Annotated in this window: 19 protein-coding genes, 1 tRNA gene and 1 pseudogene; 14 read left to right on the top strand and 7 right to left on the bottom strand. The window is 71.4% G+C overall.

The annotated features are described in order from the left end of the window. Nucleotides 1-91: 91 nt before the first annotated feature. Nucleotides 92-805 (bottom strand): annotated as a pseudogene (locus HUO13_RS06300) (aldo/keto reductase); the annotation flags it as partial. A gap of 251 nt (nucleotides 806-1,056) precedes the next feature. Further along, nucleotides 1,057-1,266, bottom strand: a complete 210-nt coding sequence (locus HUO13_RS06295; protein ID WP_211900520.1) for a hypothetical protein — start codon at nucleotides 1,264-1,266, stop codon at nucleotides 1,057-1,059. Between HUO13_RS06295 and HUO13_RS06290 the strand changes: the two genes are divergently transcribed. Beyond that, nucleotides 1,192-1,836 carry a DUF5753 domain-containing protein gene (locus HUO13_RS06290; protein WP_349253364.1) on the top strand — a complete coding sequence of 215 codons (645 nt, stop codon included), beginning with the start codon at nucleotides 1,192-1,194 and terminating at the stop codon, nucleotides 1,834-1,836. The genes HUO13_RS06295 and HUO13_RS06290 overlap by 75 nt on opposite strands. Further along, a complete protein-coding gene (locus HUO13_RS06285) occupies nucleotides 1,790-1,990 on the top strand; it encodes a DUF397 domain-containing protein (RefSeq protein ID WP_211900518.1) in 201 nt (66 codons plus the stop codon). The genes HUO13_RS06290 and HUO13_RS06285 overlap by 47 nt, the downstream gene beginning before the upstream one ends. A 63-nt stretch (nucleotides 1,991-2,053) precedes the next feature. Here HUO13_RS06285 and HUO13_RS06280 read toward each other — a convergent pair whose 3' ends face one another. The 4 genes from HUO13_RS06280 to HUO13_RS06265 all read right to left on the bottom strand — a co-directional run bounded on the left by HUO13_RS06280 (nucleotide 2,054) and on the right by HUO13_RS06265 (nucleotide 6,371). Beyond that, nucleotides 2,054-2,926, bottom strand: a complete 873-nt coding sequence (locus HUO13_RS06280; protein ID WP_211900517.1) for a spermidine synthase — start codon at nucleotides 2,924-2,926, stop codon at nucleotides 2,054-2,056. Nucleotides 2,927-2,960: 34 nt separating this feature from the next. Further along, a complete protein-coding gene (speD, locus tag HUO13_RS06275; protein ID WP_211900516.1) occupies nucleotides 2,961-3,353 on the bottom strand; it encodes an adenosylmethionine decarboxylase in 393 nt (130 codons plus the stop codon). A 60-nt stretch (nucleotides 3,354-3,413) separates the two neighbouring features. After that, nucleotides 3,414-4,622 (bottom strand): type III PLP-dependent enzyme, encoded by a 1,209-nt coding sequence (locus tag HUO13_RS06270; RefSeq protein WP_282976115.1) that lies wholly within the window; start codon nucleotides 4,620-4,622, stop codon nucleotides 3,414-3,416. Nucleotides 4,623-4,841: 219 nt separating this feature from the next. Next, nucleotides 4,842-6,371 (bottom strand): PucR family transcriptional regulator, encoded by a 1,530-nt coding sequence (locus HUO13_RS06265; RefSeq protein WP_249124489.1) that lies wholly within the window; start codon nucleotides 6,369-6,371, stop codon nucleotides 4,842-4,844. Nucleotides 6,372-6,542: 171 nt separating this feature from the next. Here HUO13_RS06265 and HUO13_RS06260 point away from each other — a divergent pair, with 171 nt between their 5' ends. The 10 genes from HUO13_RS06260 to HUO13_RS06215 all read left to right on the top strand — a co-directional run bounded on the left by HUO13_RS06260 (nucleotide 6,543) and on the right by HUO13_RS06215 (nucleotide 16,916). Beyond that, nucleotides 6,543-7,418, top strand: a complete 876-nt coding sequence (locus HUO13_RS06260; protein ID WP_211900515.1) for an FAD binding domain-containing protein — start codon at nucleotides 6,543-6,545, stop codon at nucleotides 7,416-7,418. Further along, complete coding sequence (locus HUO13_RS06255; protein WP_211900514.1) at nucleotides 7,409-7,882, top strand: (2Fe-2S)-binding protein; 474 nt, start codon at nucleotides 7,409-7,411, stop codon at nucleotides 7,880-7,882. Before HUO13_RS06260 ends, HUO13_RS06255 begins: the two co-directional genes overlap by 10 nt. Continuing rightward, nucleotides 7,879-9,318, top strand: coding sequence for an 8-oxoguanine deaminase (locus tag HUO13_RS06250; RefSeq protein WP_249124488.1), 1,440 nt, complete (start codon nucleotides 7,879-7,881; stop codon nucleotides 9,316-9,318). The genes HUO13_RS06255 and HUO13_RS06250 overlap by 4 nt, the downstream gene beginning before the upstream one ends. Then, nucleotides 9,315-11,621, top strand: coding sequence for a xanthine dehydrogenase subunit D (gene pucD, locus HUO13_RS06245; RefSeq protein ID WP_211900513.1), 2,307 nt, complete (start codon nucleotides 9,315-9,317; stop codon nucleotides 11,619-11,621). Before HUO13_RS06250 ends, pucD begins: the two co-directional genes overlap by 4 nt. Before the next feature lie 139 nt (nucleotides 11,622-11,760). Next, a complete protein-coding gene (locus HUO13_RS06240) occupies nucleotides 11,761-12,249 on the top strand; it encodes a nucleoside deaminase (RefSeq protein ID WP_211900512.1) in 489 nt (162 codons plus the stop codon). 295 nt (nucleotides 12,250-12,544) lie between these two features. Then, a complete protein-coding gene (locus tag HUO13_RS06235) occupies nucleotides 12,545-13,996 on the top strand; it encodes an NCS2 family permease (protein WP_211900511.1) in 1,452 nt (483 codons plus the stop codon). A 71-nt stretch (nucleotides 13,997-14,067) separates the two neighbouring features. Then, entirely contained in the window at nucleotides 14,068-15,159 is a 1,092-nt protein-coding gene (locus HUO13_RS06230; RefSeq protein ID WP_211900510.1) for an XdhC family protein, read from the top strand. Beyond that, nucleotides 15,152-15,739, top strand: a complete 588-nt coding sequence (locus HUO13_RS06225; RefSeq protein ID WP_211900509.1) for a nucleotidyltransferase family protein — start codon at nucleotides 15,152-15,154, stop codon at nucleotides 15,737-15,739. The genes HUO13_RS06230 and HUO13_RS06225 overlap by 8 nt, the downstream gene beginning before the upstream one ends. Nucleotides 15,740-15,865: 126 nt before the next feature. Beyond that, nucleotides 15,866-16,183 (top strand): hypothetical protein, encoded by a 318-nt coding sequence (locus HUO13_RS06220; protein WP_211900508.1) that lies wholly within the window; start codon nucleotides 15,866-15,868, stop codon nucleotides 16,181-16,183. A gap of 79 nt (nucleotides 16,184-16,262) precedes the next feature. Next, nucleotides 16,263-16,916 (top strand): TetR/AcrR family transcriptional regulator, encoded by a 654-nt coding sequence (locus HUO13_RS06215; RefSeq protein ID WP_249124487.1) that lies wholly within the window; start codon nucleotides 16,263-16,265, stop codon nucleotides 16,914-16,916. A gap of 247 nt (nucleotides 16,917-17,163) precedes the next feature. Here the strand turns inward: HUO13_RS06215 and HUO13_RS06210 are convergent, their stop codons facing one another. After that, a complete protein-coding gene (locus tag HUO13_RS06210; RefSeq protein WP_211900507.1) occupies nucleotides 17,164-17,385 on the bottom strand; it encodes a DUF3618 domain-containing protein in 222 nt (73 codons plus the stop codon). 135 nt (nucleotides 17,386-17,520) lie between these two features. Between HUO13_RS06210 and HUO13_RS06205 the strand changes: the two genes are divergently transcribed. Further along, nucleotides 17,521-17,594 (top strand) — tRNA-Leu (locus HUO13_RS06205). A gap of 444 nt (nucleotides 17,595-18,038) precedes the next feature. Next, nucleotides 18,039-18,914, top strand: a complete 876-nt coding sequence (locus tag HUO13_RS06200; protein WP_211900506.1) for a dihydrodipicolinate synthase family protein — start codon at nucleotides 18,039-18,041, stop codon at nucleotides 18,912-18,914. Nucleotides 18,915-18,955 lie beyond the last annotated feature (41 nt).

Here is an 18,955-nt window from a genome sequence, read left to right as displayed (position 1 = left end):
TAGGCGTGTGCAGCGGGGCCACGACACCAACGGGGGGTATCGCACACCGGTTCGGTCGTTCTGGTCGACGCCGCACGGCGGGTAGCCGGCGCTACCGCTCGGCGAGCGGACGGCGGCGCAGGTCCGCGGAGGTCACGTGCGGCGGGGCGTAGTCGATGTCGGCGGGGTTGAGGTCCGTGCCGGGCGCGACGGTCTCGTCGATCCGGTCGAGCACCTCGTCGTCGAGGGCCACCTCGGCCGCCCCGAGCACGTCCCGGAGCTGCTCGGCGGTGCGCGGGCCGAGGATCACCGACGTGACGGCGGCGTGCGAGGCGGCGAAGGCCAGCGCCATGTGCGTCAACGAGACGCCGACGGCACCTGCCAGGGCCAGCAGCTCCTCGACGGCGTCGAGCTTGCGCTGGTTGCCCGGCAGGCCGAGGTCGAACTTGTGCGCGATGAGCCGCCGGAACTCGTTGAGCTCGATCTCGGTGCCGCGCCGGTAGCGCCCGGTCAGCCAGCCGCTGTTGAGCGGGCTCCAGGTGAGCACGCCCATGCCGTACTTCCGCGCGGTCGGCAGCACCGACCGCTCGATGCCCCGCACGAACACCGAGTACGGCGGCTGCTCGGTGTGCAAGGCGATGTGGTTGCGCCGCTGCGCGACCCACTGCGCCTCCACGATCTGCTCGGCGGGGAAGTCCGACGAGCCGATGGCCATGATCTTGCCCGCGCGCACCAGGTCGGACAGCGCCGACAGGGTCTCGTCGATGTCGGTGGCCGGGTCGGGGCGGTGGATCTGGTAGAGGTCGATGCGGTCGGTGCTACCGCGGGTCGGGGCACCGGTATCGAGCCGGGTCTAGAGCCTGCGAAGTCCTTCGAGGACGCGGCGCTGGACATCCAACGGCGGAGCGGTGAGTGCATTCCGGTCTGGTGTGGACGCTCGTGCTTGCGCTTCCAGGAGCTGCCAGACGGTCGTGCTGCCGCGAGCATGCCGGGGACGGTGGCTTCGACGGAGGAACTGGCTCCAGATCCAGACGTGGAGCACGGCGAGGCAGACCAGAGCGGTCCAGACGGGCAGCATCACTCGGTCTCCGCTATGCGGACGATCGGCGTCATGTCGTTGCGCAACCGCATGTAGTGAAGGAGGGCGAAAAGGTCCTCCAGGGCTGAGACACCGGCGTCGAGGTCCGCGAACTCGAGTTGCCCCGCGCCGATGTGGAAGGCGAGATCGCCGAGGAGCAACTGCGCTCTGCGGAGCAGCGTCGCCGGCGTTCGGGTTTCGACGCTCATCGCGCTTCCGAACGGGCGAGTTCGGCCAGCCACCGCCCGGCCGCTTGTCCAGACTCGCGTGCCGTGCTCCAGCGGCGGGAACCCAGTGGAACGGCGGATGTCCGAACCGTGATCCGGGTGGGCAGGCGGGACGTGCTGACGAAGCGGGACGCGCCGACCTTCACCGCGATCCTTACCGAGAACGTCCTCCGCGAGCCGATCGGCGGCGCCACGGTCCATGCGGAGCAACTGCGGCACCTCGTCGCGATGGCGGAGCTTCCCAACATCGAGATCCTGGTAGTGCCGAGCAGAACCACGGAGTGGAATCCGAGCCACGCCGGTAGCTTCATCCACTTCCAGTTCGCCAAGGGCGCGCCGATCGTGTACATCGAGCACTTCAGCTCCCTGACACTGCTGCACACACCCAAAGAAGTGAGAGCGTTTCAGAACGCGATCGCTACGCTTCGGGATGTGGCGATGAGCCCCGCCGACTCCGTGAAGCTCGTGGCGGGGCTGGTAGAGGCAGCAGAAGGAGAGCGTTCCGATGACCGCACACGATCATCCGGTGAACTGGCGAAAGTCCAGCCGTAGCGCGACGGGCAATGCTTGCGTCGAGGTCGGGCGGGTTGGTGGTGGTGCGGCGGTGCGCGACACCAAGAACCGCGCCGCCGGGCACTTGACCGCTACCAACGACCAGTGGCAATCGTTTCTCGCCGCCATCAAGACCGGCCGCTACGACCACTGACGACCCCCGACGCACGAAGGCGCCTCCTCCCGCTTCGGCGGGCGGAGGCGCCTGCAGGTGCGCTCAGTCCTGGTTGCGCAGCGAGTACGGCGGCACGGTGCAGCCGATGAGGCTCGCGTCGTCGATCGTCTCCGGCCGGTAGGAGCTGTTCGGGAACGACTCCAGCATGACGTTGGTCGGGTCGTCGATCGGCTCGACGCGGCCGAACAGGAACGCCCACTCGTGCTCGTCGGCACCGAAGTACGACACGGTGTCGAAGATCGAGCGGAACCGGTTGTAGGCGCGGATCAGCGTCTTGTTCCGCCACACCGTCGGGCAGCCGGCCTGGACCGCGACGACACCGCCCGGCGACAGCACGGTCTGGCACCGCTGGATGAACTCCAGGCCGTAGAGCCGGTTGTGCTGGCCGTCGGTGTCGTCCTCGCGCTCGTCGGGCAGGTCGACCACGACGATGTCGTAGCCCTCCGGCGGCGCCTGGTCGAGGAACCCCCAGCCGTCGGCGTAGTGCAGCGCGATCGGACCGTCACCGTTCTCCACCCCGGGCAGCTCCTCGGCGGTGTAGCCGTAGGGCAGGTGCTCGGCGCAGACCTTCACGCACTCGCTGTCGATGTCGACGTGGTCGACGCGGGTCGCGCCCGCCTGCACCGACATCTTGCTCGCCACGCCCTCGCTGGAGCCGATGATCAGCACCCGCTGCACCTTCTCGGCGAGCAGGAACGCGGGGACCATCATGGCCTCGTGGTAGACGAGCTGGGAGAACTCGGTGCTCTGCCGGTCGTCGTCGCAGAACAGCGAGATCCCCTGGTCGGTGCGGCCGATCACCACGTGCTGGAACGCGGTGTCGCCCTCCCACAGCACCTCGTCGATCCGCCACAGGCGCCGCATTCCATCGCCCATCGGCTCCTGGATCCACCGGTGCCCATCGAGTTCGATCAAGGTGTGCTCCTCCTTCTTGGAGTCCGGGCGGCGATCACGACGCCGGGTAGTCGTGGCCGCGGTGAATGGTCTGAGTATTCACCGCCGTGGGACTGAGCGCCTCGGCGAGCAGTGCCACCGCCTGCTCCGGCTGCGCGGTGTGCCCGCAGGTGAAGACGTCGATGAAGATCGAGCCGTTCTCCGGGTAGGTGTGCATCGAAGCGTGGGACTCCGACAGCAGTGCCAGCACGGTGACGCCCTGCGGCTCGAACCGCTTGGCGATCATCTCGCACACCGTGGCGTGCGACCGGTCCAACGCGCTTCGCAGCGCGTCCCTCAGGAACTGCTCGTCGTCGAGCAGATCCGGATCGACGCCCTCAAGTTCAGCGAGGACGTGCTGGCCGGTGAACAGACCGACCGGCTGCAGGGTCCCGGTGTCAATCGACATCTATCGACCTCCCATCGTTTCGCAGATTCCGCTTGTGGGGAAAACTCGGCAATGCCCTGATCAGGCGAGTTCGTCGGCGTCGATGCAGTGCGTGGGCAGCGGGGCGATGCCGTTGAAGCACACCGACGAATAGCTCGCGGTGTAGGCGCCCGCGCTGAGCAGGTCGACCCGGTCGCCGCCGCGCAGCGTCAGCGGCAGGTCGTAGCGCGTGTGCTGGTACAGCACGTCGTCGCCGTCGCAGGTGGGGCCGGCCAGCACGACCGGGCCGCACTCGTCGCCGTCGCGGGAGGTCCGCAGCCGGTAGGTGATGGCTTCGCCCTCGGTCTCGGCGAGCCCGTTGTAGCGGCCCACGTCCAGGTAGACCCAGCGGCGGTCGTCGCCCGCCGACGCGGTGACGAGCACGACCTCGCTGCGCAGCACCCCGGCGTCGCCGACGACCTGCCTGCCCGGCTCGATGAGCAGTTCCGGGCGCCGCGCGCCGAAATGCCGGTCCAGCGACCGCTCGATGTGCTCGGCGTATTCGCCCAGCGGCGGCGCGGACTCGGTGTAGGAGGCGGGCAGTCCGCCCCCGAGGTTCACCATCCGCGGCGTGACGCCGTGCTCGGCCAGGCCCTCGAAAACCTCGCGGGCGGCCCGGATTCCGTGCTCCCAGGCCGACGGGTCGAGCTGCTGCGATCCGATGTGGAACGACACGCCGTAGGGGTCGAGGCCGAGCTCGGCGGCGCGGCGCAGCAACCGGACGGCGGTCTGCGGCGTGCACCCGAACTTGCGGCCGAACGGGGTGCGCGAGCCCTTGTTGTCGACCAGGACGCGGCAGAACACCTGCGAGCCGGGAGCCGACTCGGCGATGTTGAGCAGGTCGGCCTCGCTGTCGGTGACGAACAGGCGCACGCCGAGCCGGTGGGCGCGGGCGATGTCGCGGGGCTTCTTGATCGTGTTGCCGTAGGAGATCGACTCCGGGCTCGCGCCCTGGGCGAGGCAGAGGTCGATCTCACCGGGGCTGGCGACGTCGAACGAGGACCCGAGGGCGGTGAGGGTGGCGACCACCTCGGGGGCGGGATTGGCCTTGACCGCGTAGCAGATCCTGGCGTCGGGCAAAGCCGAGCGCAGCGCCTGGTAGTTGCGGCGCACCGCGGCCAGGTCCACGACCAGGCAGGGCGTCTCCGGCGCGGTGCGGTCCAGGTAGTCGCGAATCCGGTCCTGGACACCGGATTCGGCGGCGCCGCTCGGGCGGTCCGTCACATCGGTGGTGGCGGACAGATCGGTCAATCCCGTTACCTCCGTCTCGGGGGTTCGTGGGTCGTCGATGACTGCGCCGAACGGTCCCCTGGCCGTTCGCCGACCAAGCACGGTACCTGGCGTGGAAGCGGATTTCGAACTGCCGGCCGCACCGGCCAGGGACAGCTGGAACGATTGTGATGACTCCCACGCGGCGCAACGAAAACCACGGCATGCGCGACGGTCGCGCGGCTGCCGGGGAGCAGGCGCTCAGCTCGCGGGGTGGTCCAGCACCAGCGCCAGGTAGAAGTCGACGCGCGTGGGGAAGTCCGCCAGGTCGCGCCCGGAGATCTCCTCGATGCGCTGGATCCGGTACCGCAGCGTGTTCACGTGCACGTGCAGCTGCTTGGCGCTGCGCGACCACGAACCCGAGGTGTCCAGGAAGACGCGCAGCGTGTGCACCAGGTCCGAGTTGTGCACGCGGTCGTACTCGGTGAGCCGGGACAGCAGCCTGGCGCGGTACGAGCGGCGCAGCTCGTCGGGTGCCGAGGCCAGCAGCACCTCGTGCGAGGCCAGCTCCGCCCCGGTCGCCAGGCCGGCCCCGCCGCCCGCGCCCGCCCGCGCACGGCGCTGCCTCGCGAGCCGCCGGGCGTAGCCCGCCTCCTCCAGCGCTCCGCGCAGGCCCGTCACCGGGCTCACGTCGCTGAGCCCCACCGTCACCATCCGATCGCCGAGGCCCGGCTCGACCTCGGCGATGATGCCGCGCAACAACCCTTCGAGCGCGAGCAGGTGCTGCTCGTCGTCGGCGAACACCGCCGAGGCGCCTTCGCGCAGCGGGACCGCGACCGAGGCGACGCCGGTCGCGGCGGCGATCTCGCGCAGCAGGGCGGTGGAGGCCGCCCGGTCTCCCGCGTGCAGCTCGACCGCTCGCAGCGGCTCGCCCGCGGGCAGTCCGGCGGTCTCCAGGCGGACGGCGACCTCCGCCGGGGTCATCGCGCCGTCGAGCAGCCTGCCCAGCGCCGCCTCGACCGAGCGGCCTGCGATCTGGCGGGCCTCGTCCACCCGCGCGCGCAGCAGTGCGACGACGGTGCCGAGGTCCGCGGCGATGGCCTCTTCCTCGTCACCCCACATCTCGCGGTCGCCGCGCACGGCCACGAACCAGCGGGCGGCGGGGGGCTCGGTGTCGGACTCGACCGGCCACACGGCGAAGCCGTCGTCGCCGGCGCGGGCCGTCCTGGGCAGCCGACCGGACCTGAGCACGTCCTGGACCAGCGCGTGCCGCAGCTCCCCGGTCAGCTCCGCCGTGCCGCCGACGACCCATCCGGCGCAGGAGAGCACCCAGCAGTCGGCGCCGAACTCGCCCGCGGCCATCGACAGCACCCGCTCCAGCCCCGCGCCGGAAGCCGCGGCCGAGACCAGCTCGCGCCGCGGCGCGGCTCCGCGGCGCTGCACCCGCTCGGCGAGCACGTTGAAGCTGAGTGCCAGCGGTACCTCGAGCACCGGCACGCCGTGGCGCTTGCAGGCGTCGACCAGGTCGGGCGGCGCGTGGCCGAGGCGGGCGGTGCCGCTGGCGAGCCCGGCGACACCGGCGTCGGCCAGCGCCGCGACGAACTGCTCGGAGGTCTGCGGGCCGGTGTGCCACACCAGCCCGCTCAGCACGAGCTCGCCGCCCTCGAGGTAGCGGCGGGGGTCGAGCAGGTCGGTGATGTAGACGCCGCGGACGGGGCGGTCCACGTACTCCTCGCCCGCGAGCAGCACCAGTCCCAGCTCGGGGTCGGCCAGCAGATCACGCAACAGCACCGGCGCACCCAATCGAATCGCGCGAAACACGCTCGCGGCACGTTTGTAGGAACATACTAAGCACCCCGATCGGCACGCAGTGTTTTTCAGCACTTCCACCGCTAGTAATCACCCCAACGTCGGATGTGTACTGACTCACACCTTTGAACGGCCGTGACAGGGAGCAATACCGTGGATTTCCTCCGCCCGGCCTCCTGGCGTGAAGCACTCGAAGCCAAGGCCACACATCCCGACGCGACGCCAATCGCGGGCGGGACCGACGTCATGGTCGAGATCAACTTCGATCACCGGCGTCCCACCACGCTGCTGGACCTCACCGGCATCGACGAGCTCGCGAGCTGGAGCGAGCACGACGGCAGGCTGCGCATCGGCGCCGGCCTGCCCTACACCAGGCTGATCAACGAGCTCGGCGAGCGGCTGCCGGGCCTGGCCATCGCGTCGCGGACGGTGGGCTCGCCGCAGATCCGCAACCGCGGCACCCTCGGCGGCAACCTCGGGTCCGCCTCGCCCGCCGGTGACGGCCACCCGCCGCTGCTGGCCTCCGACGCCGAGATCGAGGTGGAGTCGGTGCGCGGCACGCGGATGCTGCCCGCCACCGAGTTCTTCACCGGCGTCAAGCGCAACGCGCTGGCCGAGGACGAGCTGATCGCCGCCGTGCACATCGCGCCCGCCACGGGCGCGCAGCAGTTCTCCAAGGTCGGTACCCGCAACGCGATGGTGATCGCCGTGTGCACCTTCGCGGTGGCGCTGCACCCCGAACAGCGCCGCGTGGGTACCGGGCTCGGCTCGGCGGCCCCGACGCCGCGCCGAGCTCTGGCGGCCGAGGAGTTCATCGCGGGCGAGCTCGACGGCCTGTGGGAGTCGCCGCGTCCGCTGGCCGACTCCGTGCTGGAGCGCTTCGGAAAGCTCGTCGCCGACGCCTCCTCGCCCATCGACGACGTCCGCGGCACCGCCGACTACCGCCGTCACGCGCTGTCGGTGATGGCGCGCAGGACCCTGCAATGGGTCTGGAAGGACCACTGCTCCGGGAGACAAGAATGCGCCTGAAGTTCACCGTCAACGGCCAGCCGCAGGAAGCCGACGACGTGTGGGAGGGCGAAAGCCTCCTCTACGTGCTGCGCGAGCGGCTCGGCCTGCCCGGTTCCAAGAACGCCTGCGAACAGGGCGAGTGCGGTTCGTGCACCGTCTACATGGACGGGGTGCCCGCGTGCTCGTGCCTCATCGCCGCGGGCCAGGCCCAGGGGTGCGAGGTGCGCACCGTCGAGGGCCTGCACGAAGGGGAGAAGCTCGACCCGGTGCAGGAGGCCTTCATCGAGGCGGGCGCCGTGCAGTGCGGGTTCTGCACGCCGGGCCTGCTGGTGCAGACCCACGACCTGATCGAGCGCAAGCCCAACCCCTCCGACGCCGAGATCCGCGAGTCGCTGGCGGGCAACCTCTGCCGTTGCACCGGCTACGAGAAGATCATGGACGCGGTGCGGCTCGCCGCGCAGCGGAAGGCCCAGCGGGCATGAGCCGAGTGGTCATCGAGGGTGGTGCCGTCGTCACGATGGACGGCGGCACCGCGGCAGGCGACGCCGCTGGGCTCGCAGGGTCGAGCTACGGCACCGAAGACCTGCTCGCAGGGTCGAGCTACGGCACCGAGTACGCCGAGGGTCACGTGGTCGTGGAAGACGACCGGATCCTGGCCGTCGGGCCCGGCTCCGCGCCGGAGCAGGACGTCCCGGTGCACCGCGTCGACGCCACCGGCTGCGTGGTGACGCCGGGTCTGGTCAACACCCACCACCACCTCTACCAGTGGGCGACCCGCGGCTACGCCGCGGACTCCGACCTGTTCGGCTGGCTGACCGCGCTGTACCCGGTGTGGGCGGGCATCGACGAGGAGATCACCCACGCCGCGGCGTCGTCCGGGCTGGCGTGGATGGCGCTGTCGGGCTGCACCACAGCCGCCGACCACCACTACGTCTTCCCGCGCGGCGGGGGCGACGTCTTCGGCGGCGTCGTCGCCGCCGGCGAGCGGGTCGGCGTCCGGCTGCACGCGGTGCGCGGGTCGATGGACCGCGGGCGGTCCCAGGGCGGGCTGCCGCCGGACTCGCTGGTCGAGGACCTCGACGAGGCGCTGACCGGCACCGAGGCCGCCATCGACCGCTTCCACGACCCCTCGCCCGGCTCGAGGGTGCGCGTCGCGGTCGGCCCGTGCTCGCCGTTCTCGGTCAGCTCGGAGCTGATGCGCCAGGCCGCCGAGCTGGCACGTCGCCGCGGCGTACGGCTGCACACGCACCTGGCCGAGACCGTCGACGAGGAGGAGCAGTGCCGGGCCGAGTTCGGCTGCTCCCCCGCCGAGTACGCCGAGCAGCTCGGCTGGCTCGGCGAGGACGTGTGGCTGGCCCACACCATCCACCTGTCGGACAAGGCGATCGCCCGCTTCGGCGAGACCGGCACCGGTTCGGCGCACTGCCCGAGCTCCAACGGCCGCGTCGGCGCGGGGGTCGCGCCGGTCCGCCCGCTGCTCGACGCTCGGGTCCCCGTCGGTCTGGGGGTCGACGGGGTCGCGTCGAACGAGGCGGGCGGCCTGGGGCACGAGATGCGCCAGGCGCTGCTGACCGCCCGCGCCCACTACGGCCCGACCGCGATCTCGGTTCGCGACGCGCTGTGGATGGCCACGCGCGGCGGCGCGAAGTGCCTCGGCCGCGACACCGAGCTCGGTGCGCTGACGCCGGGCAGGCTGGCCGACATCGCGGTGTGGCGGATCGACGGACTGGGGCACGCGGGCATCGAGGACCCGGTGGCCGCGCTGGTCCTCGGGCCGCTGCCGAAGCTGGAGCGGCTGCTGTGCGGCGGCGACGCCGTGGTCCACGACGGGCACCTGACCAGGACGTTCGAGTCCGATCTCACCCACGAACTGCGGCGGGCCAGTGCCCGCATCCGCCACGAGGAGGCCCTCCGATGAGCAATCCGGCTCCGGCTCGCAGCCCTCAGGACCTCAACGACGCCATCGCGGGCGGGATCGGCGAGTCCCCGCTGCGTCCCGACGGCGCGCTGAAGGTGCGCGGCGAGTTCGCCTACTCCTCCGACCTGTGGGCCGAGGACATGCTGTGGGGCGCCACGCTGCGCAGCCCGCACCCCTACGCCCGCATCCGGTCGGTCGACGTGGGTCCGGCGCTGAAGGTGCCGGGCGTGTACGCCGCGCTCACCCACGAGGACGTGCCCGGCGACAACCTCTACGGCCTCAAGCACGCCGACCAGCCGGCGCTGGCCGAGGACGTGGTCCGCTACCGGGGAGAGGCCGTCGCGCTGATCGCCGCCGACCACCCCGAGACCGCGCGGCGGGCGCTGGAGCGCATCGAGGTCGACTACGAGGTGCTCGAGCCGGTGACCGACGCCGAGCGCGCGGCCCACGACGACACGCTGCCGAAGCTGCACGCCGACGGCAACGTGGTGCGGCACCAGAAGATCCTCAAGGGCGACCCGGACGCCGAGGCCGAGGTCGTGGTGTCCGGTGTCTACACCGTCGGCATGCAGGACCAGGCGTTCCTCGGCCCGGAGTCGGGGCTCGCGATCCCCGCCGAGGACGGCGGCGTCGAGCTGTACCTGGCCACCCAGGACCTGCATTCGGACCTGCGCCAGACCGCGCGGGTGCTGGGCCTGCCGCCGGAGAAGGTCCGGATGACCATGTCCGGTGTCGGCGGCGCCTTCGGCGGCCGGGAGGACCTGTCCATCCAGGTCCACGTGTGCATGCTCGCGCTGCACACCGGCAAGCCGGTCAAGATGGTCTACAACCGCGAGGAGTCCTTCTACGGCCACGTGCACCGCCACCCGGCCAAGATGTACTACGAGCACGGCGCCACCCGCGACGGCAAGCTCGTCTACGTCAAGGCCAGGCAGTACTTCGACGGCGGCGCCTACGCCTCGAAGACGCCGGTCGTGGTCGGCAACGGCACCACGCTGGGCGCCGGTCCGTACGTGGTGCCCAACGTGGACATCGAAGGCTGGGGCCTGTACACGAACAACCCGCCGTGCGGGGCGATGCGCGGGCTGGGCGCGGTGCAGCCGACGTTCGCCTACGAGTCCCAGATGGACAAGCTCGCCGCCGCACTGGACATGGATCCGGTGGACCTGCGCATCAAGAACGCGATCAGCCGGGGCGAGACCATCCCGACCGGTCAGGTGCTGGACTACCCGGCCCCGGTGGCCGAGCTGCTGGAGCGCCTGCGCCGCATCCCGCTGCCGCCGGAGAACCGCACCGAGCCGGTCGACATCCGCGACATGCCGGGCGGGGCGTCCAACACCACCCACGGCGAGGGCGTCAAGCGCGGCATCGGCTACGGCGTGACGATCAAGAACATCTGCTACGCCGAGGGCGCCGACGACTTCTCCACCGCGCGAGTGCGGCTGCAGGTCGTCGGCGGCGAGCCGATGGCGATGGTGCACACCGCCGCCGCCGAGGTCGGGCAGGGCCTGGTCACCGTGCAGCAGCAGATCGCGCGCACCGAGCTCGGCGTGGAGCTGGTCAACATCCACCCGAACGACACCAGCGTCGGTCCGGCCGGCTCCAGCTCGGCCTCCCGCCAGACCTACGTCACCGGCGGCGCGGTCAAGGTCGCCTGCGAGGCGGTGCGCACCGCGCTGTTCGAGCTGGTCGCCCAGCGGTACCAGGAGCGCCCGGAGCACCTGTCGCTCAACGGCGGCAAGGTCGTCTCGTCGGCGACAGGGGTGCTGGCCGACATCTCCGAGGTGCTCGGCGACGACGTCATCGAGGAGACCCGGGAGTACCACCACCGGCAGACCTTCCCGATGGACGAGACCGGCCAGAGCTCGCAGGTCCAGGTGCAGCACGCGTTCTCCGCGCACCGCGCCGTGGTCGACGTCGACACCGACCTGGGGCTGGTCAAGGTCGTGCAGCTGGACTGCGTCCAGGACGTCGGCAAGGCGATCAACCCCGACGCGCTGATCGGCCAGATCCAGGGCGGTTCCGCGCAGGGCCTCGGGCTGGCGGTGATGGAGGAGATCAAGGTCGACGCGGGCAACATCCGCAACCCGTCCTTCACCGACTACCTGATCCCCACCATCCTCGACATGCCGCCGATGACGGTGGACGTGATCGAACGCGGGGACCCGAACGCGCCCTACGGCGTGCGCGGTGCCGGTGAGCCGCCGACCATCTCCACGACGCCCGCGGTGGTCTCGGCGATCCGCGCGGCGACCGGCAAGGAGCTGCCGCACACCCCGGTCGCGCCCGAACACATCATCTGACACGTGGGCGGGGTGGTGCCGCACCTTTCCGGCGGCATCACCCGCTCCCCCGATCCGGAAATGCCCCGCGGTCGTTTCCGGCAGCCCCGGGCGCGTTGCGCGCAGCGCGGAACGCGCCCCCGATTCCAGGAGTGAACAAATGACAGTGGACGTACACGTCGCGCGGGAAACCGACTGGATGGCCAAGGCCATCGAGCTGGCCACCCGCAGCGTCGCCGACGGTGGCGGACCGTTCGGCGCGGTCGTGGTCAAGGACGGCGAGATCGTCGCCACCGGCCACAACCAGGTGACCACCAACCTCGACCCGACCGCGCACGCCGAGGTGGTCGCCATCCGCAACGCCTGCCAGGCGCTGGGCACCTTCAAGCTCGACGGCTGCCTGCTGGTGACCTCGTGCGAGCCGTGCCCGATGTGCATGGCCTCGGCGCTGTGGGCGCGGATGGAAAGCGTCGTCTACGCCGCCGACCGCGACGACGCCGCGGTGGCCGGCTTCGACGACCGCGCCTTCTACCGGCTGTTCAGCGACCCCGACTCGGTGTGGCCGACCCCGGTCCGCCGCATCGAGATGCCCAACCGCAACGAGGCGTTCGACGCCTGGCGGCAGAAGGAAGACCGCGTCGACTACTGACGCCTGAAGCGGTTCAACCCCGAGCAACCCGACCACCGGGCATCGCCGAGACGACCGGGTCGACGCGATGCCGCGCGAGCGGATTCTCCCTTTCTCCGATTCCGAGCAAAACGATCCGCTCGAAGGCCGAGGCAAAACCTCTTCCGGCCCCTTTCTCACACATCACCAAACGCCCCACCAACATTCGGCGTTCACTTCCGCATGCGCGGAAACCGCCGGAAAGCAGTCCGGGTGGCCTCGGAGCCCGCATCCGCTCCGAGCTCACGCGGGGGCGCCCACCGGCATGGGAGGACTCATGACCCAGCAGCTGAGCCAGGAAAGGCCAGCCGACCCGGATTCGGCCAGATCACCGGTCGACCGGTTCTTCCAGATCACCAGGCGCGGTTCCACGATGTCCCGCGAACTCCGCGGGGGTCTGACCACGTTCGTCGCGATGGCCTACATCGTGATGCTCAACCCGCTCATCCTCGGCTCGTCCACCGACGCGACCGGCGCGGCGCTCACCAGCGAGCAGCTCACCACCGCCACCGCGGTCACCGCGGGCGTCATGACGATCCTGATGGGGATGATCGGCAACGCGCCGCTGGCGCTGGCCGCGGGCCTCGGCGTGAACGCCGTCGTCGCGTTCACCATCGCGCCCTCGATGACCTGGGCCCAGGCGTTCGGCCTGGTGGTCCTCGAAGGCGTCCTGATCGTCGTCCTGGCCGTCAGCGGGGTCCGGGAGAGGATCATCAACGCCATCCCGGCACCGCTCAAGACCGCGCTCACCGTCGGCATCGGCCTCTACATCGCCCTCATCGGCCTGGTCAGCGCCGGGTTCGTCACCCGCAAGCCGGACGCGGCCGACACGACGGTGCCGGTGCAGATGGGCGAGGGCGGCCACCTGCTCGGGCTGCCGATCGCGGTGTTCTGCTTCAGCCTGCTGCTGATGATCGTGCTGATGGCCCGGCGCATCCCCGGCGCGATCCTGATCGCCATCGGGGTCAGCACGGTCCTGGCGATCGTGCTGAACGCGGCCCTCGGGCTGCCTGCCGACGCCTGGGGCACCATCGCCCCCGAGATGCCCGAGAGCTTCGTGGCCAGCCCCGACTTCAGCCTGTTCGGGCAGGTCGACCTCTTCGGCGGGTTCGTCTCCGCGGGCGGCATCGCGGCCACGGTCTTCCTGTTCACCCTGGTGCTCTCCGGGTTCTTCGACGCGATGGGCACCATCACCAGCGTCGGGAGCGAGGCGGGGCTCTCGCGCAACGGCAAGATCGAGGGCATGGGCCGCATCCTGGCCGTCGACGGCGTCGCGGCGGCGGCGGGCGGGCTCACCGGCTCGTCGCCGAACACGGTGTTCCTGGAGTCGGCCACGGGCGTCGCCGAGGGTGCCCGCACCGGCCTGGCCAGCGTCGTCACCGGCGTCCTGTTCTGCCTGACGCTGCTGTTCACCCCGCTGGCCGCGGTCGTGCCCGCGCAGGCCGCCGCGCCCGCGCTGGTCGTGGTCGGCGGGATGATGATGGGCCAGGCCCGCCACATCCCGTGGAGCGATCCGGACTTCGTCATCCCGGCGTTCCTGACCATCGCCCTGATCCCGTTCACCTACATGATCACCAACGGCATCGGGGCCGGGCTGGTCGCCTTCACCGTCATCAAGCTCGCCAAGGGAAAGCCCAGGGAGATCGGCTGGCTGGTCGGGGTCCTCTCGCTGGTATTCGTCGTGTACTTCGGCGTAGAAGGAATAGAAGTCCTGTTCGGGGTGAAGTGACCCGGTGGCTCCGCGAGCCGCGCGCTCGCGGAGCCGCCCGGGCCGGGCCCCGCACGAACCCAGGAGGCACCATGCGTGACATCGCAGAGCAGCTGCTCGAGTGGGCCGACGCGGGCGAGCGCTTCGCGGTCGCCTCGGTCGTCGGGGTGCGGGGCAGCGCGCCCCGGGCCCCCGGCGCGGCCATGGCGGTGCGATCCGACGGTGCGGTCCTGGGCAGTCTTTCCGGTGGGTGCATCGAGGGGTCGGTGCACCACGCGGCGCTGGAGTCGCTGGCCACCGGCAACCCCGTCCAGCAAAGCTACGACTACGACCCGGACGACCCGTTCGCGGTCGGGCTGACCTGCGGCGGCCAGATCGACGTGCACATCCAGCCCGTCGACCCGCGCCGCGACGGCGCGCTGCTGGCGGCCCTGCGGGCCGCGGTGGCCGACGAGCCGGTGGCGCTGGCCCGGGTGCTGGCCACCGGCGCGACGGTCGCGGTGTGGGCCGACCGCAGCGCGGGCTCGACCGCCGACCCCGACCTCGACCAGCGGGTTCTGAGCGAGGCGCGGGCGATGCTCGCCCAGGACGTCACCGGCCGCCGCGAGGTCTGCCAGCCCACGCCGTCGGGCGGCACCCTCGACCACGACGTGTTCTTCGAGTCCTGGACCAGGCCGCCGCGGATGCTCGTCTTCGGCGCCATCGACTACGCCGGCGCGCTCGCCCGGCAGGGCAAGTTCCTCGGCTACCACGTGACGGTCTGCGACGCCCGCGCGATCTTCGCCACGCCCGTCCGGTTCCCCGACGCCGACGAGGTGGTGGTGCAGTGGCCCCACAAGTACCTGGCCGACTGCGACGTGGACGGGCGCACGGTGATCTGCGTGCTCACCCACGACGCGAAGTTCGACGTCCCGGTCCTGGAGGAGGCGCTGCGCGGCCCGGCGGGCTACATCGGCGCCCTCGGGTCGCGCCGCACCCACGCGGACCGGCTGCGCAGGCTGCGGGAGGCGGGACTGACCGAGGCGGAGCTCGCCCGGCTGCGCTCCCCCATCGGTCTCGACCTGCGCGCGAGCACCCCCGCCGAGACCGCCGTATCCATCGCGGCCGAGATCATCGCGCTGCGATCCGGGGCCAGCACTGCCCCGCTGACCAGCACCAACGGCCCCATTCACGCTCATGGGTGAAGGGGTCGCGGGCGTGGTGCTCGCCGCCGGGGCGGGCCGCCGCTTCGGCATGCCCAAGGCGCTGGTCGAACACCGCGGCGAGCTGTTCGTGGACCGCGCGGCGCGCGTGCTCGCCGAAGGCGGGTGCGCGCCGGTCGTGGTGGTCCTCGGCGCGGCCGCCGACACCGTCCGGGAACGGGCGGACCTGACCGGCGTCACGGTCGTGTTCAACCCGGACTGGTCCACCGGCATGGGGTCGTCCCTGCGCGTCGCGCTCGACGCGCTGGCCAGGACGACCTCGGCCGACACCGTCTCCGCAGCGCTGATAACGCCGGTCGACATGCCGGGAATCGGCCCGTCAGCGGTGCGGCGCGTCGCCGCCCACGCGAGTCACGCCCGTCTCGCGGCGGCGACGCACCAAGGGCGCCGGAGCCACCCCGTGCTCATCGGCCGCGACCACTGGTCCGGTGCGAGCGAGTCCGCGGTCGGTGACTCCGGCGCCCGCCAGTACCTGCGCGACCACGAGGTGACTCTCGTGACCTGCGACGACGTTTCGGAGGGCTTCGACATCGACCGCCCGGAGGACCTCGACCGGCCATAGGCCGTAAAGTCGGGTGCTCAACGCGTGTAGTTGACCGATGCACCGCCGGGATCGTCGAAGCACCGCGGCACGGGGTCCCGGCTGCGACGTCGCACGACCGCCGAGAACGCCGGACGCGGAGGCAACATGGCAACGGGACACATCACCGCCAACTACGTACCGGATGGCGACGACTGGTCCATCACGGTCAGCACGGACCAGGAACGCAAGACCGCCAGCGCGCCCGGGCTCATCGCCGCCAGGGACAAGGCCGACCAGCTCATCGAGAACCTCGCCCCCAACTCGCACGGACGGGTCGTGATCCACCTGCTCGACGGCGACGGGTTCGCCTTCAGCACCGCCTACCTGCAGGCCAGGCACGGGCTCTCGGACGAGGCGACGCGGCAGGCGGCGGCCGCCGCCGACGGCGCTCAGCGCCGCTCGCGCAGCCGCGCGGCCCGGTGAGCAGGGCCGCGCCCGCGACGCCTGCGGCCGGGGGAACCGAATGGCGCAAAACACGCCCGATCGGGGTTCTGTCTCTAAGATGTCAGCCGTGAACGCGCCCATGAGCAGTGCACGCGACGAGCAGCCGGGTGTCCCCCGGATGGGGTCGGCCCGGCAGGTCGCCGCCGGACGGGGCAGGCCGCGCGACGCCAGCCGCGACGCGGCGCTGCGGCAGGCCGCCATGGAGGTGCTGGCCCAGGTCGGCTACCGGGCGCTGACGATGGACGCGGTGGCCGCGCACGCCCGCGCAGGCAAGGCCACCATCTACCGGCGGTGGGAGTCCAAGCTCGACCTGGTCATCGACACCTGCAACCAGCTCGTGCAGCGCAACATCCCGGAGCCGGACCAGGGTTCGGTGGAGGCCGACCTCGGCGAGTTCCTCACCGCGTTCGCGACGTTCCTCACCGGCCCGGTGGGCAAGGCCGCGCAGGCGCTGGTCGGTGAGCTGCCGCACGAGCCGGAGCTGGCCCACGCGTTCCGCGAGTCGTTCCTGCTGCCGCAGCGCGACGTGCTGCGGCGCATCATCGAGCGGGGCGTCCAGCGCGGCGAGATCCGCGCGGACGCGCCGGTGGACACCGTCGTGGAACTGGCGGGCGCGGGGCTGATGTACCGCCTGATGCTCATCGAGGAGCCGCTGGACGCCCGCTTCGTCGACCGGATACTGCACGAGGCCCTGCTCCCGCTACTGCGCTGAGCCGCGTGCCTGCTGAGGGTGCGGCCGCGGACTGCGGGCCGTCGTCGGCGGGGGGCCGCGGCTGTCGTGGATCCGCTGTTCGGGCCCCGGGGCTGAGCCTTGGTTCCGCTGTGGCTCTCGGGCCGCCAGCGCCGCCCCGGACCCCGCCCTGCCGTCCGTTCGTCCTGGCGGCTGTTCGTCGTGGGACCGGGACGCGGTCGTGAGTGCGGGCGCGGTTCGACTTCGCCGCCGGCACTCACGACCGGGTTCAGCGGAAAAGCCTGCGCACCACGACGATGGTGACCAGAGCGCCGACGCCGATCAGGGCGTAGCGCACCCTCGGGTCGTTCAGCTTCTCCTGCACGCTGGCCTTGCCGGACTCGACGAAGCGCTTCGGGTTCGCCTTCGTGCCCAGCTCGTCCAGGGTGGCGGCCAGCGCGTCGCGCGCCTGCTCGATGTCACGCTGGATGGCGTCGGGATCACGTGCCACGTGTCCTCCTCAGTTTCACCGGCTGGTGACACGGTAGATCACCCCTCCGGCCGGCTCCCACCGGCCGTTGGCCGTGTCGCCGACCGCACACCTGTCGGGGCCGCGCGCGGCCACAAGCTAGGCTGTGCCGAAGCGGGGGCCGTAGCCCAATTGGCAGAGGCACTAGGTTTAGGTCCTAGCCAGTGAGGGTTCGAGTCCCTCCGGCCCCACGATGATCCTGTTCGATGCCCTTCGGGCATCTTCCCGGGATCGTGATGTCGATACGGGGCCGAGCCCCCGTAGACCCCCACGGTGCGGGGAGCGCGTTCTGCGTGCTCCCCGCTCTGCGTTTCCTCCCGGTCCTGCTCTCGGACCAGCACTTCGTCGGTGTTCGTGTTGCGAAGCGTTAGGCCCACCCAGTCACCGGTATCGGCGTCAGCCCGCCTCCAGGCCTGAGCGACGACGCGGACCGCGAGTTCGGGATCGTCGGCGCATGCGGGGTGCTCGTCCTGAGCCCTTCTCTCGAGCAGTTCCGCGATTTCGCCGAGCAGCACGCCGATCCGCGGGAGTGGCACTTCGAACCCGCTCCGGATTGGCCCTTCGCTGATGCCACTCGGCGGTGGAACCTCAAGGGCAGTCGTCGGCAGCTTCCCCGCCCCCCGAAAGGAACAGCCATGTTCACCGGCCTGAGCGCCTTCCCCCTCACGCCCACCGACGAGAGCGGTGTCGACGAGAAGGCGTTCGCCGGGCTCGTCGCCCGGCTCGCCGAGGCAGGTGTCGACTCGATCGGCGCGCTCGGCTCGACCGGTGGCTACGCCTACCTCACCCGCGAGGAACGCGCTCGGGCCGCGAGAGCCGCCGTCGACGCCGCGGGCGGCGTGCCCGTCGTGGTCGGCATCGGCGCGCTGCGCACATCGCAGGTCCGCGCCCTCGCCGAGGACGCCCAGCAGGCGGGCGCGTCCGCGCTGCTGCTCGCCCCGGTGTCCTACCAGCCCCTCACCGACGACGAGGTTTTCGGGCTGTACGAGGACATCTCACGCGAGGTGTCCGTTCCGCTGTGCGTGTACGACAACCCGGGCACGACGCACTTCACGTTCAGCGACGAGCTGCACGGCCGCATCGCCGCGCTGCCGAACGTCGGTGCGGTGAAGATCCCCGGCATCCCCGCGGACCAGGCGCCGGACCGGATCGCAGCGCTGCGCAGCACGCTGCCCGGGCACGTCGCGGTCGGCGTGAGCGGCGACGCGCTTGCCGCCGGGGGCCTCAGCGCAGGGGCCGACCTGTGGTTCAGCGTCATCGGCGGTCTGCTGCCGCAGCAGTGCCTGGCCATCACCCGCGCCGCGGCCGACGGCGACGCCGACCGGGCCGCGGCCCTGTCCGAACGCATGGAACCGCTGTGGGCGCTGTTCCGCCGCTACGGCAGCCTGCGCGTGACCTCCGCCGCCGCCGAACACCTCGGTCTGGTCTCCCATCCGAACCTTCCCCGGCCGCTGCGCGGTCTCGACGCGGCAGCCCGCCGGGAGGTGGCCGACGCGCTCGAAGCGCTGTGACCGACGCACCTTGCCCACCCCACCGCCGCTCAGTTCAATGG

Source organism: Saccharopolyspora erythraea (assembly GCF_018141105.1).
Lineage (GTDB): Bacteria > Actinomycetota > Actinomycetes > Mycobacteriales > Pseudonocardiaceae > Saccharopolyspora_D > Saccharopolyspora_D erythraea_A.
This window is presented reverse-complemented; position numbering and strand designations above follow the sequence as displayed.

Excerpts from the sequence above, each read along its gene's own strand:
- HUO13_RS06225 (WP_211900509.1), top strand. The coding sequence starts at position 15,152 with ATGGGTGAAGGGGTCGCGGGCGTGGTGCTCGCCGCCGGGGCGGGCCGC.
- pucD (WP_211900513.1), top strand. The coding sequence starts at position 9,315 with ATGAGCAATCCGGCTCCGGCTCGCAGCCCTCAGGACCTCAACGACGCC.
- HUO13_RS06255 (WP_211900514.1), top strand. The coding sequence starts at position 7,409 with ATGCGCCTGAAGTTCACCGTCAACGGCCAGCCGCAGGAAGCCGACGAC.
- speD (WP_211900516.1), bottom strand. The coding sequence starts at position 3,353 with ATGTCGATTGACACCGGGACCCTGCAGCCGGTCGGTCTGTTCACCGGC.
- HUO13_RS06230 (WP_211900510.1), top strand. The coding sequence starts at position 14,068 with ATGCGTGACATCGCAGAGCAGCTGCTCGAGTGGGCCGACGCGGGCGAG.
- HUO13_RS06285 (WP_211900518.1), top strand. The coding sequence starts at position 1,790 with ATGACCGCACACGATCATCCGGTGAACTGGCGAAAGTCCAGCCGTAGC.
- HUO13_RS06200 (WP_211900506.1), top strand. The coding sequence starts at position 18,039 with ATGTTCACCGGCCTGAGCGCCTTCCCCCTCACGCCCACCGACGAGAGC.
- HUO13_RS06295 (WP_211900520.1), bottom strand. The coding sequence starts at position 1,266 with ATGAGCGTCGAAACCCGAACGCCGGCGACGCTGCTCCGCAGAGCGCAG.
- HUO13_RS06250 (WP_249124488.1), top strand. The coding sequence starts at position 7,879 with ATGAGCCGAGTGGTCATCGAGGGTGGTGCCGTCGTCACGATGGACGGC.
- HUO13_RS06235 (WP_211900511.1), top strand. The coding sequence starts at position 12,545 with ATGACCCAGCAGCTGAGCCAGGAAAGGCCAGCCGACCCGGATTCGGCC.
- HUO13_RS06220 (WP_211900508.1), top strand. The coding sequence starts at position 15,866 with ATGGCAACGGGACACATCACCGCCAACTACGTACCGGATGGCGACGAC.
- HUO13_RS06215 (WP_249124487.1), top strand. The coding sequence starts at position 16,263 with ATGTCAGCCGTGAACGCGCCCATGAGCAGTGCACGCGACGAGCAGCCG.
- HUO13_RS06240 (WP_211900512.1), top strand. The coding sequence starts at position 11,761 with ATGACAGTGGACGTACACGTCGCGCGGGAAACCGACTGGATGGCCAAG.